The sequence below is a fragment of the Plantactinospora mayteni genome (assembly GCF_016862935.1).
GTDB lineage: Bacteria > Actinomycetota > Actinomycetes > Mycobacteriales > Micromonosporaceae > Plantactinospora > Plantactinospora mayteni.
Genome location: NZ_BONX01000090.1, coordinates 1 through 11,661, shown reverse-complemented (window position 1 = coordinate 11,661; position 11,661 = coordinate 1). Strand labels below are relative to the sequence as shown.

Below are 11,661 nucleotides of genomic sequence, written 5' to 3'. Positions count from 1 at the left end.
TTCGCGATCGAGACGAGAGGGTTGAGCGGAGGTGGGCGCATGTCGGCGACGAAGCTCCTGGTACTCGGTATCGTGCACCTCTCCGGCGGCGCGCATGGCTACCAGGTGCGGTCCGAACTGCAGAGCTGGGGTGCGGAGAGTTGGGCCAAGATCAAGCCCGGCTCGATTTATCACGCGCTGAAGAAGGCGGCGGCTGATGGCCTCCTCACCGAACACGCCGAGCCGGGCAACTCCGGGCCGGAGCGCGTTCTGTACCGCGCGACAGCTCGGGGACGTGACGAGATGGTCGAACTGGTCCGCGACGGTCTGCGGCGCACCCACGACCCGGACATGCTCAACGCGTCCATCGCCATGTTGCCCATGCTGACCAGGACAGATGCTATCGCGCAGGTTAACGAGCGGGTCGCGCGCCTGGAAGCGGAGCTCGTAGAGCAGGCCAAGTGGCGGGAGCACCCCAATAGGGACGCCCCCGAGCACGTCCGCGATCAGGCCGAACTGTGGGCGGGACACGCACGCACCGAACTCGAGTGGGCGAAGAGCCTGAGCAAACGACTGTCTGAGGGCGCCTACACCATGGCCGATGATCCGGGTTCGTGGCGAACGGTCCCCGGTCACCTCAAGATGCACTCCTAATCAACCTTGACTAGACGTTTCCTCCGCGTGTACTCTGGCCAAGTAGTCAAACTTGACTAGCTCAACCAATCCGTTCGCACCACCGAGAGAAGGAATCGAACCCATGGGAAAGCTCGCGATCGAGACGAGAGGGTTGAAGAAGAGCTTCGGCAAGACCCACGCGGTCGCCGGTGTCGACCTGGCCGTGAGCGCCGAGGGCGTGTACGGCGTGCTCGGTCCGAACGGGGCGGGCAAGACCACCACGATCCGCATGCTGGCCACGCTCCTGCGCCCCGACGCCGGAGAGGCGCAAGTGCTCGGCTACGACGTCGTGCGTGACGCCCAGGCGGTGCGGAGCAGGGTGGGCCTCACCGGGCAGTTCGCGTCGGTCGACGAAGACCTCACCGGGGTGGAGAACCTGTTGCTGCTCGCCAGACTGCTCGGCTACTCACGCCGCCGAGGCAGGGAGCGGGCGACCGACCTGCTCGACGCGTTCGGTCTTGCCGAGGCGGCCGACCGGCAGGTGAAGAAGTACTCCGGCGGGATGCGCCGGCGCATCGACATCGCGGCGAGCCTGGTCGTCACCCCCGAACTGATCTTCCTCGACGAGCCCACGACCGGGCTCGACCCGCGCAGCAGGAACCAGGTCTGGGAGATCGTCAGGGGCATGGTCGCCGAGGGCGCCACCGTGTTGCTGACCACGCAGTACCTCGACGAGGCCGACCAGCTGGCCGACCGGATAGCGGTGATCGACCACGGGAAGGTCATCGCCGAGGGCTCGAGCGGCGAGCTCAAGGCATCGGTCGGCGCCGGCTCGCTGCACGTACGGCTACGTGCGCCCGAGCAGCGGGCCGAGGCCGAACGGGTCCTCGCCGGCGTCCTCGAGGTGCCGGCCGAGCCGTCCGCCGACCCGGCCGCGCTGTCCGCGCGGATCTCCGACCCCGAGCGGGTCGCCCGCGCCCTGGCCGAGCTGTCCCGCAGCGGCATCGACGTCACCGAGTTCGCGCTCGGTCAGCCGAGCCTAGACGAGGTGTTCCTCACCCTGACCGGACACGCCGCCGAGGAGACACCCGAGGAGGATGCCGCATGACCGCCACGACCGCGGAGCAGGCGTCGGCGCCGGTCACCGAGGACGCGCTGCGCAGTGTGCTGTTGGCCGGTGAGCGGCCGTCTCGCCCCGGCCCGGTGCTCACCTCGTTGACACTCGGCTGGCGGGCGCTGCTGAAGATCAAACACGTGCCCGAGCAGCTCGTCGACGTGACCATGTTCCCGATCATGTTCACGCTGATGTTCACCTACCTGTTCGGCGGCGCGCTCGCCGGGTCGACACAGGCGTACCTACAGTTCCTGCTGCCCGGCATCCTGGTGCAGGCGAACGTCATGATCACCATGAACACCGGCATAACGCTGAACACCGACATCCAGAAGGGGGTGTTCGACAGGTTCAGGTCACTTCCGGTGTGGCGACCGTCGCCGCTGGTCGGCGCCCTGCTCGGCGATGTGATGCGCTACTCGATCGGGTCGGCGATCGTGATCACGCTCGGACTGGTCCTAGGGTTCCGGCCGGAGGGTGGCGCCGTCGGCGTGGTGCTCTCGGTGGTGCTGCTGCTGGTGTTCTCGTTCTGCCTGTCGTGGCTGTGGACGATGCTCAGCCTGATCCTGCGCACGCCGAACTCGGTGGCGGGGGTCAGCATGATGGTGATGTTCCCGCTGACGTTCGTGAGCAACATCTTCGTGGACCCGAAGACGATGCCCGGGTGGATGCAGGCGGTCGTCGAGGTCAACCCGATCACCCACCTGGCGACCGCGGTACGCGGCCTGATGGACGGCTCGGTGCCCGCCGGGGAAATCGGCTGGGTGCTCGTCTCGTCCGTACTTCTCGTCGCGGTCTTCGGTCCCATCACCATGGTCCTCTACCGCAACAAGAAGTAGATGCCGCTACCGCGAGCACTTGGTCGAAATCAACTCCGACAACCCGGCCCACTCGGCCAACGCCATCACCGGTACCAGGCCCGGACACGACAAGGAGAGCCGAATGAGCACCATCCCCAAGAACAACTCGGAAACCGTTGCGCACACGCCCGGGCGGGCGAGCAGCATCGGGGTCTGGATTCTGCAAGTCGTGCTGGCGGCGATAATCGCCGGCGGCGGAATCTCGAAGCTCGCCGGCGACCCGGCCATGGTGGACATGTTCGCCGACATCGGGGCTGGCCAGTGGCTCCGGTACCTGGTCGGAGCGCTGGAGGTCGCGGGAGGAGTTGGACTTCTGATCCCGGCTCTGGCGGGCCTGGCCAGTCTCGGGTTGGCGGCATTGCTGACCGGTGCTGTCATCACCGATCAGTTCGTGCTCGAGCAGAGCCCTTGGCTGCCGCTCGCCTTTCTCGTCGTGGCGGCCGTGATCGCAAGGGCGCGGTGGTCGCGCACCGAGGCCGTCGTCGGCACGCTGCTCAGGCGCTGAGACAAACCTCTCGAACGGAGATGTGAGATGAACGAGATGGCCTTTCGCGTGACATCAAACGATGGCACCACCATCGCCTACGACAGGGAAGGAAGCGGTCCGGCCGTCATTCTGGTGGGCGGAGCACTCGACGACGGGGTGGAGAACGCTCCCTTGGCGCCGGCTCTCGCCGAGCACTTCACGGTCTACAACTATGCCCGTCGGGGACGCGGCGAGAGCGGCTTCACCGAGCCTTACGCCGTGGAAAGGGAGATCGAGGACCTGGATGCGTTGATCGCGGAGGCGGGCGGCTCGGCACACCTGTTCGGGGCGTCCTCAGGCGGCGCGCTGGCGCTGGAAGCCGCCGCGGCCGGGTCAGCCATCGACACGATCGCCGTGTGGGAGGTGCCCTACGCGGTCGGGGACGACATACGCCCGCGATTCGAGGAGTACATCGCGGACACCCGACGCGCCTTCGACGCCGGGCGAGACGAGGAGGTTCTCGAACTGTTCATGCGCATGACCGGCGCCTCCGACGACAACATCGCGGCCAGGAAAGCGGCAGGCAAGCAGACGGCGCATTGGGCGCATTCGGTCGCCCTCGCGCCCACGCTGGTCCACGACAGCGTCTTCCTCAACCGCTACCAATTGCCGGCCGATCGACTGGCAACGGTCACCCAACCGGTCCTGGTCACCACCGGAGGACCGATCACGGTCCCCTATATGGCAGGCCTGCCCTCGGACTTCTTCGACCGCGCAGCCGACGAGCTTGCAGACCTACTACCCCACGCTCAACGGGAGACCCTCGAGGGGCCGGATCACGTCGTCGACCCACAGACCGTCGGCCCGCTGTTGCTACGGTTCTTCAGCAGCGAACACTGAGGGGCCCGCGAGGTGTCGCGGGAAGACCGATTAGGCACCGCGCAAGCAGATCTTCGTCGCGCCAGGGACACGGGGCGGACAGGTGGTGTCGAGGTTGATGTCGTCGGCGGCATCACAGGCCTGATCCTGGGCGTGCTCGTCACCAACGTCTTCGTCACCACGCAAGGCCGGGCCGTCGTACTGACCTGGGCTTCAGTGGGACTCGACCTGGCCTACTCGCTGCTCATCGGCTCCGTCGTCGGTCGTACCCCGCACTCCGGGCCGACTCAGTACTGCCCATCGAAGCCCTGCGCAGCACATGACCAGGCACCTCGGTAGGGCCAGTGATTCCGGGCTGTGGTCGCATGCGGTCACCGTTCCCGGGCGGTGGCCCGGTGCCGAAAGTCGTGCCCACGGCGTGCTCACGTCAGGAGTGCCACCGATGACGCAGCCGCGTTCCCGGGTCGACCTGTACGCGGCGATCCGACGGGATGCCCGATCTGGGATGTCCAACCGCGCGCTGCAGCGCAAGCACGGCGTCGGCTTCCGAACCGTGACAGCGGCGCTGGAATCTGCATGGCCGAAGGAGAGAAAGCAACCGCCCAAACGCGGCTCACGGCTTGACGCGTACCGAGTGGTGATCGACGACTGGCTGCGCTCGGACCTCGACGCGCCGCGGAAGCAGCGACACACGGCGAAGCGGATCTTCGATCGACTGCTTGACGAACATGACGGGGCCGGGGTGGTGTCGTACTGGATGGTCCGCGAGTACGTCGCCACCCGACGCCGTGAGATTCGCGTCGAGGTCGGACGGGAACCTGCCAACGCGTTCATCCCGCAAGAGCACCGCCCGGGCCGCGAGGCCGAGGTTGACTTCGGCGACGTCGCCATCCGCCTGCGCGGCGAGCTCGTAACCTGCGCGCTGTTCAGCCTTCGGCTCTCCTACTCGGGCAAGGCCGTGCACAGGGTCAGTGCCTCGGCTGGGCAGGAAGCCTTCTTCGAGGGTCACGTCCACGCCTTCAACGTGCTCGGTGGGGTGCCGACCGGGAAGATCCGCTACGACAACCTCAAGGCCGCCGTCGCGAGCGTGATCGGATTCTCCCGCCAGCGGGTCGAGGCCGACAGGTGGACCGCCGTCCGTTCCCACTACGGCATCGAAGCCTTCTATTGCCAGCCCGGAATCCAAGGTGCGCACGAGAAGGGCGGCGTCGAGGGGCAGATCGGCTGGTTCCGACGCAACCACCTCGTCCCCATCCCAGAAGTCGACTCCCTCGCCGAGTTCAACGCTATGGTCGACGCCTGGGACGAAGCCGACGACGCCCGGCGGATCGGGTCCCGCGCCCGCACGGTTGGGGAACACTTCGCCACCGAGCAGCCACTCCTCGCGCCCCTTCCGACCGAGCCGTTCGAGACCGGCCGCTGGTTCACCCCGCGCGTGGACCGGTACGCCCAGGTCACGGTCCGGATGAACAAGTACTCCGTGCCCGCGCGCATGGTCGGCCGTCAAGCCCGGGTGCTCCTGAACGCCAGCGACCTGGTCGTGTTCGACGGCAGGACCGAGATCGCCCGCCACGAACGGCTCATGACCAAGGGCTCGACCCGGGTCGACCTGGACCACTATCTCGAGGTCCTCCTCCGCAAACCGGGCGCGCCACCCGGTGCGAAAGCGCTGGAGCAGGCCAGGGCATCCGGGCGGTTCACGCCCGTTCACGACGCCTGGTGGGCCGCGGCCTGCAAGGCCCACGGTGACGCCGACGGCACCCGTGCCCTCATTGAGGTCCTGATGCTGCACCGGCACCTTCCACACGACCACGTCGTCGCCGGACTCGCGACGGCGCTGCGTGCAGGCGCGCTCACCGCGGACGCTGTCGCGTTGGAAGCGCGCAAGTACAACGACACAGCAGATGGCGGAGCCGACGACACGACAGCGGACCACCAGTCCCTGATGAGCGGCGACAGGGCACGCGGAGAAGGCGAGATCCCTGCCGTGCGATCGCTGACCGAGCGCCGGCTCCGCGCCCACATCCCGGCCGACACTCGGCCGCTGCCGAGCGTGGAGAAGTACGACCAGCTGTTGGCCAGCCGACGTGACACCCCGAACGAAGGAGCCGCACCGTGACCACCAAGCGCCGTGGAATGACCGAAGAAGCAGCCGACGCCGCGATCGACCAAGCGTGCCGGATGCTGCGAATGCCCACCATCCGCAACTCCTTCACCGACTACGCCGACCGGGCAGGGCGTGAGCAGATGTCTTACCGCGGGTTCCTCGCCGAACCATTGCTTGCCGAGTGCGACGATCGCGCCCGACGCCGGTCCGAACGCCGGATCAAGGCCGCCAAGTTCCCCCGCGAGAAGTCCCTGCGGGCCTTCGACTTCGACGCCAACCCCAACATCGATCCCGCCGTGATCCACACCCTCGCCAAGTGCGAATGGGTCCAGAAGGGACAGCCGCTGTGTCTGATCGGGGACTCCGGCACCGGCAAGTCCCATCTGCTGATCGCACTCGGCACCGAGGCCGCCATGGCCGGCTACCGGGTCAAGTACACCCTGGCGACCCAGCTTGCCAACGAGCTCGTCGAGGCCGCCGACGAGATGACGCTGGCGAAGACCATCGCCCGCTACGGCCGCGTCGACCTGCTGTGCATCGACGAACTCGGCTACATGCAACTCGACCGCCGCGGCGCGGAACTGCTCTTCCAGGTCCTCACCGAGCGTGAGGAGAAGGCCTCGGTCGCGATCGCGTCCAATGAGTCCTTCGGCGGCTGGACCAAGACCTTCACCGACCCCCGGCTATGCGCAGCCATCGTCGACCGACTCACCTTCGGCGGCACCATCCTCGAGACCGGCACCGACTCCTACCGTCTGGCCCAAGCCACAAAGCAGCGGACAACCTGACACCCGTCGGGCGCGGAAGCGGTGTCGACGCAAACCAACATCCGCGGCACCGACACGTACCCGGCGGTGTCAGAACTCGCCAACAAGCGGTGTCGGACGAAACCTCCGCAGCCAGCCGGGCCAGGAACTCCGCCAGGGGCCGGTTGGACAGGCCGCGGGTCTTGCGCTGTGTCCGATGGGCATTGCAGAGTTTGCGGCACTGCTGGTCCACGGCCGCTGGCAGCCGGGCACCGCGCACGGGCCGATGTCATTGGTACGCCCGTAGATCCGCGGGACCGCAGCGAACTCTTCCACATCCGGGCTTCCCGCCTCAGCCCAGCGCTCGTTGCAGGTGGGGCACAGTCCGTTACGCCTGCCCCGGCCCTGCTCGCACCCGGCAACCACGCACACCTTGATCCCCAGCAGCGGGTTGGCGGGAGGGAAGGTCAGTACTCGGATCTGCGGATCCCAGCCGACCAGCGTCAGGAAGTCCTCGTCGATCGCCGACCACAGAGCGTCGGCGGCGCCCGGTGCCGTCTCTGGTCGTACCACTGCCAGCGCCGGGCTCATCGCGCAACCTGCTGGGCGATGGCACGCGGGGTGCCGACCCGCTCGACAGCGGCCCGAAGGCGCGCGGTATCAGGGTGCAGGTACGGCGCGGCGGAACCGGCGTGCGCGTGGCCGAGCAGCATCTGGATCTCGTCCAGGCTCGCCCCAGCATCGGCGAGATTCGATCCGAAGCCGTGGCGCAGCATGTGTGGAGTAATTCTCCTAGCCAGCCCGGCGCGCACCGCCAGCCGCTCGATCAGATCACCAATCGCGTCCGGCGTCATCGGGCCGCCGATCGGCGCCCGAAACAGGTTCACCAGCACGAAATCGCTGGCGGCACCTGCACCGTGTTCATGCCGCTCGATGACGTACTGGTCGTACGCCTGCACGACCATGAAGTCCGCCGGCACCGCATACGGCCGCCGCGACTTCGCCCACGCGCCGTTGGCATTCTCCCGGCGCACCACGTGCACGTGCGCTCCCGCCACGTCGCAGCCGAGCACCCCATTGTCCGGCGCAAAGTGCATGTCCTCGCGCCGCAGCCCGGCCACCGCACCCCGGCGCAGCCCGGCGCAGGCCAGCAACAACACGATCAGCCGGTCGCGCGCCGACCGGCACGCCATGAACAGCGCGACGATCTCCGCATCGCTAGCCCGGTCGACGTTCGTCTCCGGCTCGCTCAATCGATGCCGCGAACGCATCCGCAGTCCCAGACTGCCGTCCTCGTTCTGCGCCTCGATCGGCAGGTCACGCCGACTGGCGAGCTCATACAGCGCGCCGAGAACCCAACCCGGGGCCGCGCCGTCGACCACAGCGAAGGACATGAAGCCGCGCACAGCCACCAAGACGCGGTTGATCCGGCGCGTGCTCCGCACCGGAGACGCGCCCGTACCCGCCACCACCCGCAAGGGCTGTTCCCCGCCCTCGGCGAACGTCAGCCACGTAATGAACAGTCCCAACTCGCCGGCTGCCGTCGTCCAGTCACGGCCAGTCTGCCCGCACCACCGCAGGAACAGCGCGACCGAGCGCGCGTACGCCTCCGTGGTCGACTCGGCACGGTCCCGGCCAAACCGCAGCTCTCGCAGGAACCGGTCCGCCACCGGCACCGGCTCCCACCGCTCGTCCAGCACGGTCCAGTACCGACTCCCGCACGGCATCTTCACCGGAAACGCCCTCATATGCTCTCCTGCTCTCAGTCGAAGGTCGACATCAAGCCACAGAGCTACAACCCCCACAGGAACGTTTTGGACGCGCCCGCCTGACGACGGACGCAACATGGCACCACAGGCCGACCACCCTCAGAGAACGGAGAAGAAGTCGCCGGAATCGTGGATGCGGATCCATCGGCCGTGCAACGCGCGGCGCCCGAGTTCGGCGGTCATGCCGGCTTCCCAGCCGGCCAGGTCGTCCAGGACGAACATGAGGTTGGCTGGTGGGGGCCGGCAACCGTCGCCATGCTCACCGGCCTGTGCACCGGCAAGAGCGGCCAGGTGGCGTCCAGCCGGATGCTGTTCACGCTCGACGCGGACCGCGCCGCAGCGTTCGCCCACGCCACCCGGCTGACCGCCGAAGAGGTGGACCAGTTGACGCTGGCCAGCCTCGCCGGCCGCTACCCACCTTTTGACCTGGCCTTCCTCGGCCGATACCGGCAAACCCACGGGATCTTCATCAAGGAGAACTGGGTCCTGACCCGATCCACCCGATACTGCCCTCGATGTCTGGCCGGCGACGGCAGCATCATCCAGCAACGCCATGGCGGCGCCTGGAGCAGGCTCTGGAGACTTCCGGTCGTGTTCGCGTGCACCACCCACCGCCGGCTGCTACGGCACACCTGCCCCTCCTGCGGCACGCCCGTCCACCAGCGGGCGGCCGGCAGCATCTCGCTACTACCCGCATCCGCACAGGGCGGCATGCACCCGGCCGCCTGCCGGCATCCCCGCGACGGCCGCAGCTCGGCCACCGCGTGCGGGTATCGCCTCGACACCCCCACCGCATCTGGGCGGCTTCCTCGCGGCTGGGGCCACCACGAAATGCTGGCCTTCCAGCAGCGCCTGCTCGACCTGCTGGGCGTCGACGGGCCAACCGCCACCGTCAGCGTCGGAACGCCGACCACGCCGGGCGGCTACTTCGCTGACCTGCGGATTGTCTCCTGCCTCCTGGCCGCTTCCTGGCCAGCCGGCCGCGAGCTCATCACCGAGCCCGTCCGCGCCCGCGTACTCGACGGACACGCCAACGCCGCCCGCCGCCGCCTCAAAGCAACCCGCGTCGCAGGCCACCCGGTCCGCCCCGCGGCCGTCTTCGACAAACCGCCCCTACACCCAGGCACCTGCGCGGCCCTGTTCACCCTCGCCGACCGCGTCCTCACCGCAGGCGAGCCCGACGCCGTGCGGCTCCTGTTGCGTCCCCTCGTCGAGGCCGCACCGTTCATCCGAGACTGGATCAAACGCTTCATCACTGACGACGGCCCCTGCTCGCGCGGGCTCCAACTCGCCATCGGCACCGAGGTCGGCGCTCAGCACGTGATCGACCGCGTGGGCATCCCGCGTCGTGCGCCCCAACCGCCACCACGGCAGGTCCTCTTCGGCCCGCAGCACATCCCACAGTACCTGCCCACCGAATGGCACAACGAGTACTTCTCCCTGCTCGCTGGGTACGCCGACGAGCAGTTCCTCCGCCGCGCCGTCCCGATCCTGCTGGCCCGCACCAGCGCCGGCGGCGGCATCGACCACACCGGTCGGCTACTCGGCCTCCCACCTCGCACCGCCAAGTACGCCATCGGCGTCGTGTCCAGACAACTGCGCGACCATCCCCGCCGTCGAGCCACTCTCAACACCGGCCTCGACGCGCTCACCACCAGGCTGAACAACACCACGGGCCTGATCGACTACGGCCGGCGGCGCAGAGCTCTCCGAACCTGGACGATGAGCCCAGACCAATGGCACCAGCTGACAGCCGACCTCATCGGCCGACCGGTCAGCCGCAAGTCCACCCTGGGCACCGACTGGGGAGACCGTAAACGGATCCTCGCCTCCGTGTGGATCTGGACCCGCGTCACCCAAGGCGAACGCTACTTTGCTCCGCTCGTACGCCCGAACCACAACGCCCCGAGACCAGGCGGCCAGACCTCCATCTACGTCCACGCCAGGTGGCCGGCACTCACCGCCGAACACGGCAACTACGCCGAACTACGCCACCGCCTCAACGACCACGCCGACCAACTCGCGGCGGAGATCGACGAACGCCGCACAGAACCACCCAGATAAGGATGCCGGAGCCATCGCGCGACTCGCGGCAGATCCGCGCAGGCAATCTTCGTGACGTCACGGTGGGGCATACCCGAGGTTCCGCGCGGGAACGATCGTTGGCCGATCCTTCACTGCCACGGCGATCGGTAGGCTACCGAACCGTGATCATCGAGGATTACGATTCGGTCGGTTCCTCCGGTCTTTGTGTCGGCTCCGTCGAGGAGCTGGCGGCGCTGTGGACGGGACCGGTGAGGGAGAGCGGCACCGAGCTTCGAACCCTCCTCACACACACCTACTCCACCGCGTTGCAAGGACGCTGGAGCCACGGCGGCTACCGGTTCGTGTTCCTCACCCAGAACCGGAACCCGGTAGAGGCGAAGCCGCCGACGGGCGCTCTGGTCAAGCGGATGCTGGCAACGGCCTTCCGGACGGCGACTGACGGGCCGGTACGGGAGGTCGACCTCGCGTCGTCCACCGGCACGGGCGGGTGGGAGCTACCGAGCCTGGCCTGGGGCTCGGCAACCGTGGCGACAGCGGCCTGGCTCGACGAATGGCTGCTGTTCCGACACAGCCGCCCCTACGTGTGGCAGGACGACGTCCCCGAGTCGCTGGACGAGACGCTGAGCCGGCCGTGGCACCAGTGCGTCCGCGACGTGGTCGAGGGGGAACCGTGGTCGGCCGCCGCGGTATTCGCAATGGACGCAAACCGCCACCTCGGTTCGTGGGGCGACCACGGTGCCGCGCTGGTCGTCGCTACCGCTGCCACTGTGGTCGTAGTCCAGGTGGGCCTGTGGACCGACTGATGACCCACCAGGCGTCGGATCGACCTCGTCATAACATCGAGCCAAGCCGGACTGTCATTGGTTGAGCACCACCGACATCCGCTCATCGGCAGTTCCGCGCGCCCCACCGGCGCCGAACGCTGCTCACGAAGCGTGACGGCTCCGACTGGGTGCCGCGCACGATCGGCGGCAGAAGAGGACACCGCTGAGAGCGCGGTGCCCCGCCGCAATTCACCGATATGGCCGAACAAGCGCAGCTGTGGTCGCCCGCCTTGCGGACGGCGCCTCCGGCCGTAGCGGG

At 68.0% G+C, this 11,661-nt stretch carries 11 protein-coding genes and 1 pseudogene; 9 read left to right on the top strand and 3 right to left on the bottom strand.

Annotated features, from left to right (window positions below):
* From Pma05_RS41690 to istB, 7 genes are all read left to right on the top strand, one after another.
* Window positions 1-633: PadR family transcriptional regulator (locus tag Pma05_RS41690; RefSeq protein WP_203863066.1), on the top strand; the 633-nt coding region annotated here is incomplete at its 5' end.
* 103 nt (window positions 634-736) lie between these two features.
* A complete protein-coding gene (locus Pma05_RS41685; RefSeq protein ID WP_203863065.1) occupies window positions 737-1,702 on the top strand; it encodes an ATP-binding cassette domain-containing protein in 966 nt (321 codons plus the stop codon).
* Window positions 1,699-2,544 (top strand): ABC transporter permease, encoded by an 846-nt coding sequence (locus Pma05_RS41680; RefSeq protein WP_203863064.1) that lies wholly within the window; start codon window positions 1,699-1,701, stop codon window positions 2,542-2,544. Before Pma05_RS41685 ends, Pma05_RS41680 begins: the two co-directional genes overlap by 4 nt.
* A gap of 103 nt (window positions 2,545-2,647) precedes the next feature.
* The gene (locus Pma05_RS41675) at window positions 2,648-3,070 is read left to right on the top strand and encodes a DoxX family protein (protein ID WP_203863063.1); all 423 of its coding nucleotides are present in this window, start codon (window positions 2,648-2,650) and stop codon (window positions 3,068-3,070) included.
* A gap of 27 nt (window positions 3,071-3,097) precedes the next feature.
* Window positions 3,098-3,931, top strand: a complete 834-nt coding sequence (locus tag Pma05_RS41670) for an alpha/beta fold hydrolase (RefSeq protein WP_203863062.1) — start codon at window positions 3,098-3,100, stop codon at window positions 3,929-3,931.
* Between the two features lie 421 nt (window positions 3,932-4,352).
* Entirely contained in the window at window positions 4,353-6,029 is a 1,677-nt protein-coding gene (gene istA, locus Pma05_RS41665; RefSeq protein WP_203863061.1) for an IS21 family transposase, read from the top strand.
* Window positions 6,026-6,805: an IS21-like element helper ATPase IstB gene (gene istB / locus Pma05_RS41660; protein ID WP_275414833.1), complete on the top strand. Its 780-nt coding sequence runs from the start codon at window positions 6,026-6,028 to the stop codon at window positions 6,803-6,805. The genes istA and istB overlap by 4 nt, the downstream gene beginning before the upstream one ends.
* 69 nt (window positions 6,806-6,874) lie before the next feature.
* Here istB and Pma05_RS41655 read toward each other — a convergent pair whose 3' ends face one another.
* The 3 genes and pseudogenes from Pma05_RS41655 to Pma05_RS44395 all read right to left on the bottom strand — a co-directional run.
* A complete protein-coding gene (locus Pma05_RS41655) occupies window positions 6,875-7,354 on the bottom strand; it encodes a hypothetical protein (protein WP_203863060.1) in 480 nt (159 codons plus the stop codon).
* Entirely contained in the window at window positions 7,351-8,511 is a 1,161-nt protein-coding gene (locus Pma05_RS41650; protein WP_203863059.1) for a tyrosine-type recombinase/integrase, read from the bottom strand. Before Pma05_RS41650 ends, Pma05_RS41655 begins: the two co-directional genes overlap by 4 nt.
* A 129-nt stretch (window positions 8,512-8,640) precedes the next feature.
* Window positions 8,641-8,763, bottom strand: a pseudogene (locus tag Pma05_RS44395) (GP88 family protein); the annotation flags it as partial.
* A gap of 24 nt (window positions 8,764-8,787) precedes the next feature.
* Between Pma05_RS44395 and Pma05_RS41640 the strand changes: the two are divergent.
* Together Pma05_RS41640 and Pma05_RS41635 are read left to right on the top strand one after the other, a co-directional pair.
* Complete coding sequence (locus Pma05_RS41640) at window positions 8,788-10,596, top strand: TniQ family protein (RefSeq protein WP_203863057.1); 1,809 nt, start codon at window positions 8,788-8,790, stop codon at window positions 10,594-10,596.
* A 143-nt stretch (window positions 10,597-10,739) separates the two neighbouring features.
* Window positions 10,740-11,381, top strand: coding sequence for a hypothetical protein (locus Pma05_RS41635; protein WP_203863056.1), 642 nt, complete (start codon window positions 10,740-10,742; stop codon window positions 11,379-11,381).
* Window positions 11,382-11,661 lie beyond the last annotated feature (280 nt).